Source organism: Acidobacteriota bacterium, from assembly GCA_018001935.1.
Taxonomy (GTDB): domain Bacteria; phylum Acidobacteriota; class JAAYUB01; order JAAYUB01; family JAAYUB01; genus JAGNHB01.
On sequence record JAGNHB010000002.1, the window covers coordinates 20951 to 38857 of the forward strand.

Annotated in this window: 13 protein-coding genes; 6 read left to right on the plus strand and 7 right to left on the minus strand. The window is 69.5% G+C overall.

All coding sequences use genetic code 11. From position 1 onward, the window contains the following. Window positions 1–114: 114 nt before the first annotated feature. Together hisD and KA419_01100 are read left to right on the plus strand one after the other, a co-directional pair. Entirely contained in the window at window positions 115–1404 is a 1290-nt protein-coding gene (gene hisD, locus KA419_01095; protein MBP7864516.1) for a histidinol dehydrogenase, read from the plus strand. A 632-nt stretch (window positions 1405–2036) separates the two neighbouring features. After that, window positions 2037–3818: a SulP family inorganic anion transporter gene (locus KA419_01100; protein ID MBP7864517.1), complete on the plus strand. Its 1782-nt coding sequence runs from the start codon at window positions 2037–2039 to the stop codon at window positions 3816–3818. A 22-nt stretch (window positions 3819–3840) separates the two neighbouring features. On the opposite strand, the gene KA419_01105 is transcribed toward KA419_01100, so the two are convergent. Continuing rightward, window positions 3841–4152 (minus strand): hypothetical protein, encoded by a 312-nt coding sequence (locus tag KA419_01105; protein MBP7864518.1) that lies wholly within the window; start codon window positions 4150–4152, stop codon window positions 3841–3843. Window positions 4153–4622: 470 nt separating this feature from the next. Between KA419_01105 and KA419_01110 the strand changes: the two genes are divergently transcribed. Further along, window positions 4623–5108, plus strand: coding sequence for a hypothetical protein (locus KA419_01110; GenBank protein ID MBP7864519.1), 486 nt, complete (start codon window positions 4623–4625; stop codon window positions 5106–5108). Between the two features lie 38 nt (window positions 5109–5146). Here the strand turns inward: KA419_01110 and KA419_01115 are convergent, their stop codons facing one another. The 3 genes from KA419_01115 to KA419_01125 all read right to left on the minus strand — a co-directional run bounded on the left by KA419_01115 (window position 5147) and on the right by KA419_01125 (window position 8641). Then, window positions 5147–5716, minus strand: coding sequence for a Uma2 family endonuclease (locus KA419_01115; protein MBP7864520.1), 570 nt, complete (start codon window positions 5714–5716; stop codon window positions 5147–5149). A gap of 136 nt (window positions 5717–5852) precedes the next feature. Beyond that, window positions 5853–8213, minus strand: a complete 2361-nt coding sequence (locus tag KA419_01120; GenBank protein MBP7864521.1) for a VWA domain-containing protein — start codon at window positions 8211–8213, stop codon at window positions 5853–5855. Further along, entirely contained in the window at window positions 8210–8641 is a 432-nt protein-coding gene (locus tag KA419_01125) for a MerR family transcriptional regulator (protein ID MBP7864522.1), read from the minus strand. Before KA419_01125 ends, KA419_01120 begins: the two co-directional genes overlap by 4 nt. Before the next feature lie 515 nt (window positions 8642–9156). Here KA419_01125 and KA419_01130 point away from each other — a divergent pair. The 3 genes from KA419_01130 (at window position 9157) to ric (ending at window position 11386) form a co-directional block, all read left to right on the plus strand. After that, complete coding sequence (locus tag KA419_01130; protein ID MBP7864523.1) at window positions 9157–9924, plus strand: TetR/AcrR family transcriptional regulator; 768 nt, start codon at window positions 9157–9159, stop codon at window positions 9922–9924. 2 nt (window positions 9925–9926) lie between these two features. Beyond that, window positions 9927–10562: a hypothetical protein gene (locus KA419_01135; GenBank protein ID MBP7864524.1), complete on the plus strand. Its 636-nt coding sequence runs from the start codon at window positions 9927–9929 to the stop codon at window positions 10560–10562. A gap of 68 nt (window positions 10563–10630) precedes the next feature. Beyond that, on the plus strand, window positions 10631–11386 hold the full coding sequence (gene ric, locus KA419_01140) for an iron-sulfur cluster repair di-iron protein (protein ID MBP7864525.1): 756 nt from the start codon (window positions 10631–10633) through the stop codon (window positions 11384–11386). Between the two features lie 133 nt (window positions 11387–11519). Here ric and KA419_01145 read toward each other — a convergent pair whose 3' ends face one another. The 3 genes from KA419_01145 to KA419_01155 form a co-directional block, all read right to left on the minus strand. Continuing rightward, window positions 11520–14765, minus strand: a complete 3246-nt coding sequence (locus KA419_01145; GenBank protein MBP7864526.1) for a serine/threonine protein kinase — start codon at window positions 14763–14765, stop codon at window positions 11520–11522. Between the two features lie 280 nt (window positions 14766–15045). Then, the gene (locus tag KA419_01150; protein MBP7864527.1) at window positions 15046–16893 is read right to left on the minus strand and encodes a DUF2478 domain-containing protein; all 1848 of its coding nucleotides are present in this window, start codon (window positions 16891–16893) and stop codon (window positions 15046–15048) included. Next, window positions 16883–17692, minus strand: a complete 810-nt coding sequence (locus KA419_01155; protein MBP7864528.1) for a DUF364 domain-containing protein — start codon at window positions 17690–17692, stop codon at window positions 16883–16885. Before KA419_01155 ends, KA419_01150 begins: the two co-directional genes overlap by 11 nt. Window positions 17693–17907 lie beyond the last annotated feature (215 nt).

A 17907-nucleotide genomic window follows, 5' to 3' on the forward strand; every position in this document is an offset into this window, starting at 1 on the left:
CTTTAGGTCCTTTAGGTCCTTTAGGTCCTTTAGTCCCTCGCCCCCCCCCGGCCCTTGTCCTTTTTGCCTCCTGTTAAGGCCCGTGGGTTTACGCAGATCACGAAAGGAGATGAAATGAACGCATCCTCATTGTTTTTACCGTTGGTCCCGCTGGGGGAGGCCCTGGCGCGGGTCGGGGCCCGGCGGACGGAGGTGCCCGGGGGCATCGACGCGATGCTGGAGGAAATCCGCCGCGAGGGCGACACCGCGGTGTGCCGGTGGTCGGCCAGCCTCGACGGCCGCCCCGGCCCCGCCTTCGAAATGCCCCGCGCGGACCTGGAGCGCGCCGTCGCGGCGCTGGACCCCGCGCTCCGCACGCAGCTGGACGCCATGATCGCGCGGGTGCGGGCCTTCGCCGCGTTCCAGCGGGAGGCGTTCCGGGGCGGCGAGACCGTGGTGGGCGGGGCGCGGCTCGGCTGGCGGGCGGTACCCGTCCGCTGCGCCGCGGTCTACGCCCCCGGGGGACGCTACCCCCTCCCCTCGTCGGTGGTGATGGGGGTGGTCCCCGCCCGGGCGGCGGGGGTGGAGGAGGTGGTGGTCCTGAGCCCGCGGATCCACCCCGTGACGGCGGCGGCCGCGGCCCTGGCGGGGGCGGACCGGGTCTTCGACCTCGGCGGGGCCCACGGCGTGGCGGCCGCGGCCTGGGGGCTCTGCGGGCTGCCTCGGGCGGACCTGGTGGTGGGCCCCGGCAACCGCTACGTCACGGCGGCCAAGAAGCGCCTCTACGGCGACGTGGGGATCGAGTTTCCCGCGGGGCCCTCGGAGCTGCTGGTGGTGGCCTCCGAAGGCGCCGACCCCGCCTGGGTGGCCGCGGACCTGCTCGCCCAGGCCGAGCACGACCCCGACGCCCTGCCGGCGCTGGCGGCGATGGAACCGGGGCTGGCCGCGGCGGTGAACCGGGAGATCGCCCGGCTCGCCGAGCGCCTGCCGGCGGATTCCCCGCTGTGGGAGAGCATCCCCCGGGGGATCGCGGTGGAGACCGACGCCGACGGGGCGGTCCGCCTGGCGGAGGCCATGGCCCCCGAGCACCTGTCCCTGGCGGGGGCGGCGGCCGAGGCGATGGCGCCCCGCTTCACCCGTTACGGGGCGCTCTTCGTGGGAGCGCGCTCGGCGGAGGTCTTCGGCGACTACGGCGCCGGGCCCAACCACGTCCTCCCCACCTGCGGGGCGGCGCGCTTCGCCGGCGGGCTCTGGGTGGGCAGCTTCCTGGCGGTCCGGACGTGGCTGGACGTCACCCCCGAGGGCCTGGGGGCCCTGGTGGACCAGGCCTCGACCCTCGCCCGCGCGGAGGGGCTCCCCGCCCACGCCCTCTCGGCGGAACTCCGCCGGCCGGAGGCGGTGGAATCCCTCACAGGACAAGCCTGACGCCATCGTAAGCGTCCTTTTCCCTCACAGAGGCACTGAGGCACGGAGAAGTGCAAATCGTATTTAACAGAATCAACAATTCTTATGATTTTTCTCCGTGCCTCTGTCCTCCGTGAGATCCGAATCCGGTTTGTTTTGCGGCCGTGTCAAGCCTGAAGGGCGCCATTGATGGAACGCCGCCTTCCAGGGCGCCGGGGTTCACGACACGGCCCCCGACCGGCGGGGAAATCGCAGCTTGCGGAGTGCGGCGCGCAGGCTTCCGGAGCGCCGCTTTTTCACACGCCCCAGGCGCAAGGCGCGCAGGCCGCCGGAGCGCCGCCTTCCCGGCCCCGCCGGCCGTCTCCGGGGCGACGGGCCATCCCCCCGCGCGTGGCGGGAACAACAACCCCGTCACGGGCCGGTACGCTTGGGCTCGGACCCGTCACCGGTGTCCAAGCGGCGGCTGCGCTGGTGGGTGAAGAACCCTCCCGACCAATCATGGGCTTCAGAATTTCGGCAAGGGATCATGGTACAATACGTGAAGTGAAACGGAGGTTTATGATTGTGCCCATCATAAGCACTATGCCTAAACCCAGGGTGATGCAGGCGGGCGCCGCCCGGGCTGCGCTGGCCCTCCCGACCGGGGCGAGTCCATGAGTAGCGCCTCCTCGCCCGATCCCCAACCAAAGCCGTTTGGCTTCCCGCCCGCGGCGAAGATCGTCGATCGAACCGGCATGATGCGCTGGCTGCCGGGCCTCCAGACCCTGCGCAGCTACAAGGCAGCCTGGTTGCGACACGACATCGTGGCCGGTCTGGTGCTGACGACCATGCTGGTGCCCGTGGGCATCGCTTATGCCGTGGCCTCCGGCGTGCCGGGCGTCTATGGCCTTTACGCCACCATCGTTCCGCTGCTGGCCTACGCCCTGTTCGGCCCCAGCCGCATCCTGGTGCTGGGGCCGGACTCTTCGCTGGCCGCGTTGATCCTCGCCGTGGTGCTGCCGCTCTCCGGCGGCGATCCGGCGCGCGCCGTGGCCCTGGCGGGGATGATGGCGGTGGTCTCCGGGGTGGTCTGCATCGCGGCCGGGCTGGCGCGGCTGGGCTTCATCACCGAGCTGCTCTCCAAGCCGATCCGCTACGGCTACATGAACGGCATCGCGCTGACGGTGCTGATCAGCCAACTCCCCAAGCTGTTCGGCTTCTCGATCAAAAGCGGCGATCCGCTGGAGAACCTCGGGGCCATCGAGACCTCGGTGCTGGACGGCAAGGTCAATCCGGCCACTTTCGCGGTGGGGGCGGCAACCCTGGCGGTGATCCTGCTCCTGAAGCGCTACAAGCGGGTGCCGGGGATCCTGATCGCGGTGGTCGGTGCCACGGTGGCGGTCGGCGCGCTGAATCTCGGGGCGCGGGCCGGAGTGGCGGTGCTCGGTTCCCTTCCGCAGGGGCTGCCCGCCTTCGCCATCCCCTGGATCACCCGCGCCGACCTCGTGCCCGTGCTTACCGGCGGCCTCGCCGTGGCCCTGGTGTCGTTCGCCGATACCAGCGTGCTCTCGCGGGTCTATGCGGCTCGCACCCGCAGCTGCGTGAACCCCAACCAGGAGATGGTGGGGCTCGGTGTGGCCAATCTGGCGGCCGGGTTCTTTCAGGGCTTTCCCATCAGCAGTTCCTCCTCCCGCACCCCGGTGGCCGAGGCCGCGGGGGCCAAGACCCAGATGACGAGCGTGGCGGGGGCCCTCGCGGTGGCCCTGTTGGCGGTTCTGGCGCCGGACCTGATGGAGGACCTGCCCGCCAGCGCCCTGTCGGCGGTGGTGATCGCCGCCGCCATCGGCCTGATCGAGGTCGCCGACCTGCGCCGCATCCACCGCATCCAGCAGTGGGAGTTCTGGCTCTCCATCGTCTGCACCGTCGGCGTGACCTGGTTGGGGGCGATCCCCGGCATCGGCCTGGCCATCGTGATCGCCGTCATCGAGTTCCTGTGGGACGGCTGGCGCCCCTACTCTGCGGTGCTGGGCCGCGCCGGGGGGGTGAAGGGATACCACGACGTCACGCGCTATCCCGACGCACGGCGGATCCCTGGCCTGGTGCTGTTCCGCTGGGATGCGCCCCTCTTCTTCGCCAACGCCGAACTGTTCCACGACCGCGTGCGGGAGGCGGTGGCGGCGTCGCCCACGCCGGTGCGCTGGGTGGTGGTCGCGGCGGAGCCGGTCACCAGCGTGGACGTCACCTCCGCCGACATGCTGGTGGAACTCGACGAGGCCCTCCATGCCGAGGGCATCGAACTCTGCTTCGCCGAGATGAAGGACCCGGTCAAGGACAAGCTGAAGCGGTTCGGGATGTTCTCGCGGCTGGGCGAGGAGACCTTCTTCCCCACCCTGGGCTCGGCGGTAGGGTGCTATCTCGCCACCCATGCGGTGGAGTGGGAGGATTGGGAAGATTGACCGCCACGAGGCGGGATGCGCGTCAGTCAGGAAGAATCCCCGCGAGGGCATCGGCGATCTTCTGGTCGATGCGATAGCCCTTTTTCAGGTCCGGGTAGCGGGTCCGAAACCTCAGGATCTTCGAACCGGCCTGATGGTAAGCCTCGGCCAGCCGGTTCATGGCGGCAGCCACCTCGTCCGGGCTGCGGGCGGAACGCACCGAGGCGATGTAGGCCCGCAGTTCCTCCTCGAGTTGCTGGAAGGGGGCGCTGACCTCGTCGGTTTTCTTCTCCAGGACCCGGCACCCGAACAAACCGAACAGCACGAGCGCCAGGCAGAACGTTTTCTTCCCCATCGGATCTTCCTTCCCCCCGGGAGGCGGAGCATTGTCCGGCTGAAAGTATAAAAAGCCGCCGGGATCGTATCGGCACTATAGCAAGAGAGGAACGGGTTGTCAAACATTGAAGGGATCACAAAAAGCGGCGCCGCCTCCGGGGCGCCGGGGTTCACGACACGGCCCCTGACCGGCGGGAGCGCTGCCTCCGGCGGGGAAATCTCGGCTTGCGGAGTGCGGCGCGCAGGCTTCCGGGTGAAATCGCGGATTTTTCCGGTATAATGGGCGGGTGCCCGGAACGGCCACCGCATACCCGGTCGTTTTCAGGTTTGAAAAGGCGATTCAAGCCGCGTAAACGGGTCTTCTCAGAAGATATTTCCCGTATTTTTCTGACGATTATCGACCACATGAAAGAAAAATTTCTTGTCTTGTTGTTGTCACAATTCTACTTTTTTTTCTTTTTTGTCTGGTTATTTGCAGAAGAAGACCTGATGGGATATATCAAAGGATTGAGGGGGGATTCGAGCATTTCCCAGAAAGAAGCAATCTTGGAGTTATTTAAAAACGGGAAAGACTCAATACCCAGTCTGATTGACTCTATTGAATGCAACAAAAAGATCATGCTTATGTTTACAAACCCACGTCTGTCTTTCAGAAGAGACGACGTGATGAATGGTTATGCAGGTATTGCTTCAGCATATGTCATAGAATTTATCCTGGCCAAGGATAGAATCGACGAAAGAGCGTATTGGAGTGGATTCTTTTTGTTAGGTTCCGACATTGACAATTACATCTACTCCACTGGCGTGATAATCAAGAAAAACGGTGATTCCATAAGAAGCTCCGACCTCTCTAAGATCAGATTAATCTATAAGATATGGTGGAAAAAAAACAGAGACAAACCAATCGAAGTATTAAGAGAAGAATGGAAACAGAATAACAGGCCACTGACTGGTTCAAAATATCGTTGGATTTAGTAATGCATTTTTATACAGTACTTTGCCTCCCATCGGATTTATGAGTCCGCGAGGCGGCGACAGTCTCGGATGACCCTTCTGCAGGATTCGCCGACTGCTGCGGGTTTCGGCACTTCTTCTCGGGAGGAAATGGATATCAAGGCTTGAAAGCGGGTTCTTCCAGCATAGATCCGGTATTTGCGGCGCAGGTCGTCGTAGGCGGAGCCCGGCGAGAGGATCTCCACCACCAGGTCCGGGGCGCCTTCCACCCGGGCGGGGCCGATGATGGACTCCCGTTCCCGGGCGATGAAGAGCAGGTCGGGCTGAAGCACATCCCCGTCTGACAGGAACACGTCCAGGGGGGAGTCAAAAACCTGGCCCGACCCATTGTCCTCGACGAAACGGAGCAGGGCGAATTCCAGGCGTCGCGAAACAACCTGGTGATACGGCGTCGGCGCGGGGGTCATCACGACTTCACCTCCCAGCAGCTGGCCGGGCGTCCCCTCGGGGAGGGCCAGGAATTCGTCCAGGGCCATGCGCCGGCCGTTCAGACCTTCGGCAGGGCCCGTCCCCGCCGGACGGCACGCATACCTCCCGGCAGCCCCTTCCGGTTCCGAAACACGCGACATGCGACCCTCCTTCTCCCGCATCCCGTCTCTTTCCCGATTATACACCCAACACGAATTCCTTGGTCGCGCCGAAGACGATGCCGCCGTTCAATGCGGCCAGCAGAGCGAGAAGGCGCTTTCGAGGGCTTCCACGCCCTCAGGCGAGGAGCGACCGGGCCCAGGGGAGCCAGCCGGCGGGGGGCGGGGCGATCGCGAGGCGGTCCAGCCAGCGACGCGCTTTCGCGGCCGGCAGCCGCCACTCGTCCTCCTGATCGGCGAAGTCCCGCTCCAGGAGGCAGAGCGCCAGCGCCGTGGCCGCCGCCCGGCGCGCCGTCCCGGGGTCTCCCGGCAGCGCCCGGGCCCCCTCCGCGAGCCGCCACGGGTCGACGCCGGCCAGCGCGGCCAGGTCGTCCGCCAGGTCCCAGGACCCGTCGGCGCGCTGGGCCTTGACCAACCGGACCAGGCGATCCCCCCAGGGGAGAACACCCCCGGGATGGGTGGTTTCCAGGAGGTCTTCCACCCCTGCCGAGCCGGGTCCCGTCCCGCTCCGGCCGGCGGGTTCGGAGACGTGCCCGACGGCGTCCCGGGCGCCCCCCCCGGGGGCGGGGGAGGCGAGCCCCCCCCCGAACGGCAGGGACGGCCCGTTTTCCCGAAGGCAGAACGACATTACCGAGGTCGCCGCCACCGCGGGCCCCCTCATGGAAAGGAAGGGCGGCAAAGGCCTCCCCCCCCCGCCCCAGCCGCGGGTCAGGGCCACCGGCACCCGCCGGAGCACGGGCGGAGCGCCGGGGACGGCCCCCTCCCGGGTCTCCACCGCCACGAAGCTGGTGACCGAGGACAGGAGCTGGTACCGCAGGGCCAGGTCCAGGACCGCCTGGTCGGACCGCTTTCGCGCCCGCCGGCGGGACCCCCTCCCGGGGGCCTCCTCCTCCAGCTCCCGGATGGCGGTCCGGGCCAGGAGCAGCGCCACGGCCTCGCCTTCCACCACCTGCGCGGGGTCCAACTCCACGGACCACGCCAGGGGGCCCCGGTCCGACTCCGCCCGCACGGTGACGACGGCCTTCTCCCGTCCCTTCAGGCGTGCGTACACCGCCAACTGGTCCCCGGCATAGACCGGCGGGAGCCGGCGGGGCACCTGGAGGTCCGTCTCCAGGGACCCCCAGTCCACCCGCACGTCCCGGAGGCTCGGGGAAGACACCCGCGCCAGCTGCCGGAGCACCTTGGGCTCGATGCGCTCGCCCGGGTGGATGAACTCGGCCGCCCCGCCGGTGGCCCGGGCCAGGCCGCGGACCAGGTGCTCGTCCGCCCCCCGCCCGATGCCGAAGGGGAAGATACGGGCCCGGCCGTGGTGACGGGCGGCCAGGGCGATCACCTCGTTCTCGTTCGCGACTTCCCCGTCCGTCAGCAGGAGGACCTGCCGGGGCAGGTGAAGGGGCTCCTCGAGGACGCTCTGCAGCGGCCCCAGGATCTCGGTCCCCCCCAGGTCGGCCTGCAGGGTCTCCACGTGACGGGTCGCGGCGTCCAGGTTCTCCTGGGTGTAGGGCACGCTCGCCGGGAACAGCTTCACGAAGGCCGAGCCGAAGCCCACCACGTTGAAGCGGTCCCCTTCCTCGAGCCCCCGGAGACACAGCTGCAGGGCCTTTTTCGCCTGGCCGATGCTCTCGCCCTGCATGGACCCGGAGCGGTCCAGGACGAACACGAACTCGCAGGCGGGCCGGGGCAGCCCCTCGAGGTCCGGGAACAGGGTCACCATGGCCACGAGGCCCTCCCCGCCCCGATCGGGTGCGACGAGCACCCCCGGCTGGTGGGGTTCGACCGTCTCGAGGGTGAGGACGAAATCCTGGTCGAGCGGGGCCTCCTCGCCGCTGAGCCAGACCTCGGCCCGGCAGCCCGCCATCTCCACCCGGACCGGGTGGGAGGCGCACTCCACGCCGCGGATCGGTGCGGAGGCCTCCACCGCCACGTGAAGCCGCAGGCCGTAGGGGACCCCTTCCGCGGCCACCGGCGGGTTGAGGTGGTCCAGCTCGGCCGGGTCCATCTTCGCCTGGAGCCGGGGCGGAAGGTAGCGCGGCGAGAGGGTGGCGGGCAGCATCAGGCGCAGCCGGTCACCGGAACGGCTCAGCTCGGCCACGTAGGCCAGGCGCACCACCGCCTCGCTCCCCGGCCGCAGGTTGCCGACGCTCGCCGTGAAAACGTTGGGGCGGTCCTGGTCCAGGAGGAAGGCCCCGTGGCCGCCGGCCAGGGCCTCGTCGTAGCGGTCGAAGGCCGCCTCCCGCTCCTCCACGCGGCCGGTGATCCGGCGCCCGTCCACCTCGGCCTCGAACCCGCAGACGGCGGCCCCTTCCTCCAGCGGGAAACTGTAGACCGCCTCGACGGAGACCGCCTCCTCGTTCCGGTAACGGTGGGTCACGCTCACCCGCGAGGCGGCGTCCTTCACCTCCACCTCGACGACGACGCCCCTGAGCGGCACCGGCTGCGCACCCGTCGTCCACATCCCCGACCGGCTTTCCTCTCTCATGTTTCCTCCTCCGGTGTTTCTCCCCCGCCTCCCGGGGGCCGCCCCCCGGGGCCCAGCGCCCGGCGGGCCGCCCGCACCAGCTCCCGGAGCCGCGCGGGCCCCGGCAGGCACCCGTGGGCGAACTCCAGGCAGACCCCCTCGGCGAGGGGGACCCGGGTGACCAGTTGCGGGACGGGCACCTCGCCCTCGAGGCCGTCCCCGCCGTCCTCCATCCGGTCCGGCACGGCGTGGAGCGGGACGCCGTCGCGCTGAAGGGCGCGGACCCTCAGGATCGCTTCCAGGTGGGCCTTGGTGTAGTGCCGCCCCCGGCCGAGCCCGCCGGGTGGGGGAATGAGCCCGCGCTGGACGTAGAACCGCACCGTGCGGCGGCTGACGCCCGCCGCCCCGGCCAGTTCCTCGATGGAGTAGGTAACGTTTTCGTTCGCCATGACCCCATATTGACATCCAGATGTCGCATTGTCAAGTGTCAATTTTCGAAGGGTCAAAAAAACTGGACGGGGGTGGATCTGGCCGGCATCCACCCCTTTCCCCCAGAGCCGCAACCATTCAAAACAGGGGATTTCGCTTTCTCCGTGCCTCCGTGCCTTTGTGAGAGACATTCCGGATTTTTCTCTCACGGAGGCGCAGAGGCACGGAGCGGGCGCAAACCGCCTGAGGTGGTATGTTTCCTGTGCAGACAATCACCCAGCTTCTGTTCAGCCTTGACGAACCCGCAAATAGTGGCGCAGGCTTCAGCCTGCGCGGGAAATCAAAGGACTTGCGTGGACAAAATACACTGATTTCAGACTTTATGCGACTCCATCAGCCTTGGCAAGATCCGTCAGCAATAAGAGACGCGATCAAAACGAAAAAACTGCGGCCCGGCAGGAAACCCTTGCGAAAGATCATCGTGTGAGATATATTGAGAATTGAGAATCGCATTACGCATTCGGGGGTGAAGGGCATGCGGGCAAAGAAGACGCGAACGGCCATTCGGCAGGAACAGATCGTCCACGCCGCCCTGGAGGTCATCGGGACCGACGGCTTCCACGCCCTGAGCCTGTCGGGGATCGCGGAGCGGGTCGGCATCGGGGTGTCCTCGGTCTACCGCCACTTCGGAAGCAAGGACGCGGTCCTGGACGCGGTGCTGGACATGCTTCACAGACGCCTCCTGCGCAACGTCGCGGAGGTGCGGGAGGAAACCCCGGAGGCCCTGGAGCGCCTCCGGCGCCTGATGGAGCGGCACGCCCGGGTCCTCGAGGACAACCGGGCCATCCCCCACATCATCATGTCGGACGGGCTCTACGCGGGGCACTCCCCCCGGAAGGAGAAGATCCGGCGAATCCTCGACGAGTACCTCGACCAGATCCGGGAGATCCTCCGGGACGGCCAGGCGGAAGGGACGATCCGCCCCGAGGCCGACCCCGTGACGGTGTCCGCCCTCTTCCTCGGAGTTCTCCTGCCGGCCGCCCTGCTCAAGAGTGTCAGCGAAGGCGCCTACGGCATCGGCGACCACTTCCGGCGCGCCTGGCCGATCTTCCGGGCGGGCATCGCCGCGGATTCACCCGAAGGGCGCCCCCACGCGGAAAGAACGGCTCTTAACCACGAAATACACGAAAACCACGAACCGGGACAAAACCGGGTTCAATCAACCCGAAAGGGTGCAAGCCTCGATAAGCCCGTCAAGCATCACGGTGCGGGCAGCAACACATTCCGACGGAAAGGAGAATGATCATGAAAAGCACAAGACACCTCTCGTCCGCAATCCTTCCACTCCTGGCCAGCCTGCTCGGCATCCTCGGGCTTTTCGCCGGGAGCGTCCCCGCTCACTGCGACACCCTGGACGGCCCCGTCGCCGTGGAGGTCCGGGCCGCCCTGGCCAGAGGCGACGTCACGCCCGTCCTGAAGTGGGTGACCGCCGCCGACGAGAAGGAAGTCCGGGACGTCTTCGCCCGGGTGGTCAAGGCGAGCGCCCAGGGCCCCGAGGCGAAGGAGGTCGCCGAGCGGTATTTCCTGGAGACGGTGGTCCGGCTGCACCGGCAGAGCGAGGGCGCCCCCTACACCGGCCTCAAACCGGCGGGCACGATGGCGCGCCCCGTGGCCATGGCGGACAAGGCCATCGAGACCGGAACGGGGGAGGACCTCGCCGGCCGGATCGGGAAACACGCCACCGCCGCCGTCCTGGAGAAGTACCAGGCCCTCATGGAGGCCCGGAAGCACAAGGACGAGAGCGTCGAGGCCGGCCGGGCCTACGTGGCGGCCTACGTGGTGTTCCTGCACTTCGTGGAGGGCCTGCACGCCCAGCTGCACGGGGAGGCGGGCCACGCCGGGGAGGTCAAGGCGCCCCCCTGCATGCAGCACGCGAAGTAGGGCCCTCCCGGCGGGTGCCTGACGGAGAGGCCGACCGACGACCGGAAACTTCCGGGAAGGAGAGCATCATGAACCACCCGATTTCCCCGAAGGACACCCTGGGGGCCCTCGTGGCCCGCCACCCCGGCCTGGGCGTGTGCCTGGAACGCCTGGGGCTCGACTACTGCTGCGGCGGGGCCCGCACGCTGGAAGACGCCGCCCGATCGGCCGGGCTGGACCCCGCCTCGGTGATCCGCGCGCTGGAGGCCGCGGTGGCCCAGGCCCCTCTGGAAAGCGGGGAGGAAAAGGACTGGAAGGCGTCCTCGCTCACGACCCTTGCCGATCACATCGAGGCGGTGCACCACGCCTACCTGCGACAGGCGCTCCCCCGCCTCACGGACCTGCTCGGGAAGGTCCGGCGGGCGCACGAGGCGCGGCACGGGGCAATGCTGGCGCGCCTGGAGGAGACGTTCACCCGCCTGCGCAACGAACTCGGGACGCACCTGATGAAGGAGGAGCGCGTCCTCTTCCCGCTGATCCGGGACCTGGAACGCTTTGCCCGGGGTGAGATCGCAGAATTCCACGCCCACTGCGGGTCGGTGCGCAACCCCATCCGGCAGATGGAGCACGAGCACGTCGAAGCCGGCGAGGCCCTGGCGACGATGCGAGAGCTGACCGTGGACTACGGGCCGCCTCCCGACGGCTGTCCCACCTTCCGGGCGCTGTACGATGAACTGTTGCGGCTGGAGACCGACCTCCACCGTCACATCCACCTGGAGAACAACGTCCTCTTCCCCGGTGCCGTGGCCCTTGAGCAGCAGGGCCCGGCGCCAAGGGTCCCGTGAAGGCTTCGGGACCTGTTGCAGCACGGCGGGCTGGGTTCAAACGGGGGGTGCGGGGGGAAAGGAGCCCCGGAGGGGCGACACCCCGGGGGAACCCGGCGTTCCGGGGACCGCTGCGGCCCTTCAGGCCGCCGGGTCAGTAGCCTTCCGCCGGGCGGGTGCAGGCGGCGTCGGCGTAGACGGTCCCCGTCTGGTTGACGGCGAAGGTCGCGCCCTGGTTGAGCCCCACGCCCGTGGCCACGCAGGTGAAGCCGTCCGCGCGGGCGTCGAGGGTGAAGCGGAAGCCGTCGACGACGGGCGCGGTGCCGGAGAACCGCAAATCCAGCAGAACGTAATGGGTCAGCAGTTCCTGGAACGACCCGTACCGTCCGCCGTTTTCGGGCTTGAGGCGGAACGCCTCCTCGGCGGACGCGATGCTCCGGAGGTTGGCGACGGCCATGTCGTGACCCGCGGAGGTCCTCGCCAGGCCCATGTCCTGGAAGACCCCGTACAGGAGCGGGGGGACCGCGGCGGCGAAATCCCCCTGGAGGGAAAGCCGGACGTTGTCCCCGTCGAGGGTGAGGGCGCCGTGGACCTCGGCCCCGGGATCGAGTTCGGAGAGGCCCTTCCCGCGGCCGCGCACCCCCCAGAGCAGCACCTGGAGCAACTTGACGGGAAACGCGTGGACCTCGAACGGGTTGGGCCCGCCGCACCGGGGCGTCCAGGCGGGTCCGGTCGTCCCGGCCGCCCGCAGGATCCGGTCCACCGCGTCGCCAAAGATCACGTAGTCGCCCGACACCCCGAGGGCCACGTCCTCCACGCCGCCCGAGCGGTTCGCCCAGAACGCCGAATCCCCCACCGGGCGCGGCTCCAGACCGTTCTTCCCGGCGAAATCCCGCAGCATCTGGCGGGCCTTGCCCGGATCGTTCACCTTCACGACCGTGGCGAAGGAGGGTTTCGCGTTGCCCGCCCCGTCCCCCAGGTAGAGCAGGAAGGCCCCGGCGCCCCCCCGGGACAGGGCCTCGATCTCGGAAAGCGGCAGGCCCTCGCGCGCGAGGTCGTTGAGAAGCTCCTCCCGCGCGGTGGGCGGAAGGACCAGCCGGGCAAGGTCGACCGGGTTGTCCAGGCTGAAGCTGAGGGCCGCCGCGGGCGGGTCGAAGCGGGACACCATCTCGGCGCAGGCGGACCCCGGCTTCAACCGGGAGAGGAACTCGGCCCCCTTCCGCATCGCGGCGCAGGCGCTCAGGGATTTCTCCCCCAGGGAGACCGCCACGCACACCGTCTGTTCGAGCGGGGCGATGTTCTGCATGTCTGTGTCGAACATGCGGGGGGTCAACCGCAGGAAAAGGGCGGCGAGCTCGCCGGGGGCCAGCGACGACGCCGCCCGCAGGAAATCCGGGTCCTCGGCCAGGGTGGAGCCGGGCCCCAGGCGCAGGATTTCTCCCAGCCGGACCTCGGGTTTCACCGAAACGTCCTGCCCCCAGGCGTGGCGCTCGAGGCAGTAGAGCCGCCCGTCCTTCAGGGCGAAGGCCGTGGTCGCCGCCCGGGCCTCCGGGCCGGACGCGTCGGGGTAGCGCGTCCGGTACAGCGGGAAATCGCCCCCCACGGTTTCCAGCACCACGCCGCGGGTGTCCGTGATCTTGCGAAGCGTGGCCGTCGCCCGCTCGGGGTCGGCGACGCCCACGCTGAAGAGGACCTCCTCCGGGCGGTCCGAGATGATGGCGATGGAGACGGGGGCGTTGACGTCGAACCCGGCGGTCTCCCACCCGGCGGGCGACAGGAGGTCGAACCCGATCTGCTTCCGGGCGTTTTCGGACACGGTGTCAAAGAACGGCCCCGGGTTCCCCCGTCCCTTCAGGGCGGCGATCACCCGGGCCGGGCTCTCGACGGTGAACGCCATCAAGGTCTCGGGCGGCAGGGCAATGACGGCCGTCCGGAGCCCGGGCGGCACCTGCCGCTTCGGGCCGAACACCTTCGGGCCCAGCCACAGGAGGGCGGCGGTCACCGCGGCGACCACCGCCAGGCCTATGCACGACCACCAGACCCATTTCCGCTTCCCCGGGGACTTCGCGGAAGGGCCGGGCCGCGTCGCCGCGGGGGCGGGGGCCCCGGAGGGGTGCCTCCCGGAGTCGCCGGGACGGCCGCCCCACCCGGCCGCGCCTTCCGGCGGGCCTGGCGGGTAAGGTGCGCCCGGCGCCTGCCGCGCGCAGTCGAGGCAGACGTTCCGGGACGGGTCCAGGTGCCCCAGGCAGAGATCGTCCCGGCCGCAGGCGCGGCACCGGAAGGTGTTTCTCGGGTCGTTCTTGCGGCCGCAGGCGGGGCAGACGGGCAACGGGGCCAGGGTCGGCGCGCCCGCCGGCCAGGTCCCGGACGGGGCGGGCGGCAGGCCGGCCGCGGCCGGCGGGAGGAAGGCCCCCCCGGGGGCCGCGGTCGTCGCCCCGGCCTGGCGGGGGGGCGGGGGAAGGGCCGCGCCGTGCAGGGGGGCGGGCCGGGAGGGTTCCGGCGGTCCCAGGAGCCGGGTTCGTTCCCCGCTGGGCGTGTCGAGGCGTGTGGCGTCCAATGGCGGCCGTGTCGGGGAGGGGGCCGGGAAATCCCGGGAGACGCTTTTCCAGGCGGCTTCCAGGGCTGCCTTCATGGCCGCTGCCGATTGCCAGCGCCGGGCGGGCTCCTTCTCCATCGCCAGCTCCACCACCGCCGCCAGCTCCCGCGGGACCTCGGGCGGCAGCGGTTCCGGGACGGCGTGCACGATGGCGTAGACCAGCTGGGCCGTCTCCCGGTATGGGAAAGGAAGGGTGCCGCACAGCAGCTGCCGGAGGATGACCCCCGCGGACCAGAGGTCGGTTCGCTCGGACCGCTCCCCCCGGAAGGCCTCGGGCGCCATGTAACGCAGGGTCCCCGAGACCCCCACGCTGCTCGTCGAGCCCTGGAGGACGCGCGCGAGGCCGAAGTCCGTGATCCGGGGGCACCCCTCCTGGAGCAGGACGTTGTCGGGCTTGAGGTCCCGGTGGATCACCCCCAGGCCGTGAAGGTGAGCCAACCCGGACAGGATCCCCCGCCCGAGCTCCACCGCGGGCTCGAGGCCGGGCGCCCGCCCCCCGTGCCGGTTCAGCCACGCCCCCAGCGACCCGTCGGGGGCGTACTCGCTCACCAGGACCACCTGGCCTTCGAAGATGTCGGCGTCGACCAGGGGAAGGATGTTGGGGTGTCCGCCGGCCGCCTTCCAGATGTCCGCCTCGCGACGGATCACGGACAGGTCGGGCTGCTCCTCCCGGGTGAACTTGAGGGCGAAGCGCATGGCGGTCAGGGCGGTCTTCTTCTCCGCCAGCCACACCTCGCCGAAGCCGCCCTCCCCCAGGCGCTGTAACAGAACGTAAGGCCCGACCCTGTCACCGCTTTTCAGCATGCCCCGTCCCTCCAAACCCGGATAAGCCGGCAACCAAGCCCCGCCAATGGAAACAGGCCGGATCTGAACGCCTTGTCCGAATGGCCAAAAGTTCATTCCGAAACGGCGAAGACCGACTGCCCCTCATTCTATCACGGGTCTCGCGGAATACGCCAAGAGACCCCAGACTGGACGCGGAAGATCCTCCCGCCGGAATCGCCGCGCCTTTAAACACACCTATCGAATGGAATCAGGTTTCATTTCGCTCGAACGCAAACGGCGCCTGGCCCGGGGGCCGCTGTCATTTGCCGCGGGTTTTCCGCGGGACCCCCGGCCAGCACGCGGCGGTTCCGACGGCCCCCGCGAGCGCCGGCGCAGGGAGGGCCGGTTCCGGGCGGGATTCGGCGGGTTCCGCGGGCAGCGGCGAAGGGGGACGGCGGAGGGCGGCCAGGACCCGTGACGCGGCGGCGTCGAGGGGGATCTCGTCCACGTCGAGAAGGACGGGGTCCACCAGGGACCACTGTTCGCGAACCTGCCCGGTGATCTCCCGCCGGACCACCCAGAGGAGGGGGGTCCGGGTTTCCCGGGTGAGCCGGTAGAGGCACTCGGCCCAGCCCTGGTTCCGCAGCTCCCACGGCCCCACCTCGTCCACCACCACCAGGTCGGCCTCGGCGGCCCGCACGGGCGAGAGGGCCCGCCGACCGGCCTCGAGGCCCTCCGGGAAGAAGTGGTACGAGCCCACCACGGGCATCCCGGGGAGGCCCCGGGTCCGCGACAGGGCCGTCCGCTCACCCGAGGCCAGGTCCACCAGGTCGTAGCCGGCGCGCCGCCCCCCCTCGTGGACGGCGGGGGAAAGGATCCCGCCCGGGCGGACCCCCGCATCGCGCAGACGCTCCAGCAGGCCTTCCAGGAAGAGCGACTTCCCGTCGCCCACGCTCCCCTGCAGGATGATCACCCCGGGACGCCCCTGGAGGTGCAGCGTCATGCGCTCCAGCCAGAACTCGGCCTGGGACACCAACTGGTGAAAGACCGTCACCGGCTGCCGGAAGACGTCCTGCAGGCGCGGAAGGTTGGCGATCACCAGCGGGAGGGCCTCGAAGGCGGCCTCCAGGGCGGCGGGGAGCTGACGGAACCGGGACCGGCCCAGCAGGCTCCCCAGGCGAGGGTTGGCCAGCTCCGTCCCCACCGCGGAGAAACCGACGATCAGGACGGCGGCGCGGAAGTTCATCTCCAGCCCGATCAGCAGGCCCCGGGCCAAACCGCCGGACGTCCCCTGCAGCCGCCAGACCACGAAGCCCGAGGCGAGGGTGACCAGGGCGAAGAAGACCCAGAAGCCCGGCCGGGCGAGGCCCCGCAGGGCATGGGCGTACCGGAGGGACCACCCGAGGACGACCAGGGCCCCCAGGGGCGCCCAGACCGTCCAGGGGGCGAAGCTCATGACGGCGAAGGCGGCCGCCAGCACCGCCACGTCCGCGGCGAGCCAGCCGAGAGCGTGCCGGAAGGGCGGGCCCGGCTTCCGGGACTTGATCCTCAGGACCTCCCCCGTGGAGAGGCTGCGCATCGGGAGCGGCTCCCGCACGGCCTTCCGCCCGATGAAGGCGCCGACCTGGGCCGCGATCAACCCCGTCACCGCGTGGAGGGACAGGAGCAGCACGAGGGGAAGCCAGAAGCCGTCCCCCGCCATCCCCAGCTGCTTCCGCGCGTACCGGACCAGGTCGGCGTAGAAGTCGATGATCTTCACCCCGTAGAACAGCACGGTGTTGGCGGCGAACTGGACCACGTTCCAGGACATGGCCAGCATCCCGCCCACCGTGAAGCCGACGAGGTTGCGCCGGAAAACCCGGACGGACGCCTCCATCAGCAGCGATTCGCAGAAGATGGCCACCATGGGCCCGAAGATCACCGCGCTGGGGGACAGGGACTTGAGCAGGGCGCAGACGAGGCCGGTGCGCCAGAAAAGGCCCTCCTCCCGCCACAGGTGGGCCACCGAGACCATCAGGACGATCCCCACCCCCGTCAGCAGGTTCCCGGCAAAGGGGACCCGGAGGTTGTGCAGGAAGCCCCCCAGGACGATCTCGGAGGACGCCCACAGGCAGCCGAGCACCGCGGCTTTCAGCCAGACCGCGTCGAGGGGGGGTCTACGCTTCATGGGCGATGCAGATTTTCCGGGCGCAGTCCCGGAACAGGTGATAACCGGCGCCGCCCTCACCGAGGACGGCGAACATCCGGTCGGGGTCGGTGACGCGCAGGGTCCCGATGAGGTGGATGCCCCGGGCGAAGAGCACCTCGGGGAGAAGGCCACCCGAGGGGCCCACCAGAAGGGTGCGCGCCGAGGGGGGGACCTGGGCCAGCAGGCCGTCCAGGGTGTGGTTGACCAGGGTGGACCCCGTGATGACGACGACCTCCGACGCCCGGAGGACCTCGGCCGCCCGCCCGGCCGGCGCGAAGTAGGGCCGGTCCTCCGGGGCGAGGGCCCCCGCGTCGAGTTCCAGCACCGTCAAGGGGTTGCCGGCGGCCTCGACCCGCCGGATGTAGGACTGGAAGGCCCCCACCAGGCAGAAGGACCGGCGGCCGTCCAGCCCAACGAGGTCCAGCGGGTCGCGGCCCTCGATCACCGGGAGGCCGGAGCGCTCCACCACCTGCATCGAGAGCGCGTTGAGACACGCCAGCTTCACCCCCTCCAGCAGCGGCGCCGGCCGGAGGTGGGCGAAGAGGTCGGCGACGCGGGCGCCCGCGATGGCGCCGGGGGAGAACGCTCCCAGCTCCCGGTCGCCGGGCCGGACGGCGGCGTTGCAGGCGCCCGTCTCCGTCCGCGCCAGGCCGCAGTGCCCGCCCGACAGCCGGACGGCGGTGAAGAAGACCCCCACCAGCGCGCGGTCGATCCGCGCGGCGAGGAAGTCGTCGCGGTACTTCGTCCGCAAGAGGTCGAGGGTGTCCTGAAGGATCATCGCGCCGTTTCGCCGTGCATCTTCGCGGACCCACGCCCGGGGCGGAGGGTGAGGGCCCGGAGAAGCCGGATTGTAGGCCCGGGGGACGGGGGAAGTCAAGGTGCGCGGCGACGGGGTGTCGATTTCGTCCCCGCCCCGGGAGATTCGGAAAAATGACCCCCGGAGAAGCGAAGCGCGCCCTGCCCCGGCTGAAATCAGCCCGATCGAAACCCCGG

Bases quoted from the DNA above. Each gene is read 5' to 3' on its own strand.
- KA419_01115 (MBP7864520.1), bottom strand. From the start codon at position 5,716: ATGTCGCGTGTTTCGGAACCGGAAGGGGCTGCCGGGAGGTATGCGTGC.
- KA419_01150 (MBP7864527.1), bottom strand. From the start codon at position 16,893: ATGAAGCGTAGACCCCCCCTCGACGCGGTCTGGCTGAAAGCCGCGGTG.
- KA419_01125 (MBP7864522.1), bottom strand. From the start codon at position 8,641: ATGGCGAACGAAAACGTTACCTACTCCATCGAGGAACTGGCCGGGGCG.
- ric (MBP7864525.1), top strand. From the start codon at position 10,631: ATGAACCACCCGATTTCCCCGAAGGACACCCTGGGGGCCCTCGTGGCC.
- KA419_01100 (MBP7864517.1), top strand. From the start codon at position 2,037: ATGAGTAGCGCCTCCTCGCCCGATCCCCAACCAAAGCCGTTTGGCTTC.
- KA419_01120 (MBP7864521.1), bottom strand. From the start codon at position 8,213: ATGAGAGAGGAAAGCCGGTCGGGGATGTGGACGACGGGTGCGCAGCCG.
- KA419_01145 (MBP7864526.1), bottom strand. From the start codon at position 14,765: ATGCTGAAAAGCGGTGACAGGGTCGGGCCTTACGTTCTGTTACAGCGC.
- KA419_01105 (MBP7864518.1), bottom strand. From the start codon at position 4,152: ATGGGGAAGAAAACGTTCTGCCTGGCGCTCGTGCTGTTCGGTTTGTTC.
- KA419_01135 (MBP7864524.1), top strand. From the start codon at position 9,927: ATGAAAAGCACAAGACACCTCTCGTCCGCAATCCTTCCACTCCTGGCC.
- hisD (MBP7864516.1), top strand. From the start codon at position 115: ATGAACGCATCCTCATTGTTTTTACCGTTGGTCCCGCTGGGGGAGGCC.
- KA419_01130 (MBP7864523.1), top strand. From the start codon at position 9,157: ATGCGGGCAAAGAAGACGCGAACGGCCATTCGGCAGGAACAGATCGTC.
- KA419_01155 (MBP7864528.1), bottom strand. From the start codon at position 17,692: ATGATCCTTCAGGACACCCTCGACCTCTTGCGGACGAAGTACCGCGAC.
- KA419_01110 (MBP7864519.1), top strand. From the start codon at position 4,623: ATGGGATATATCAAAGGATTGAGGGGGGATTCGAGCATTTCCCAGAAA.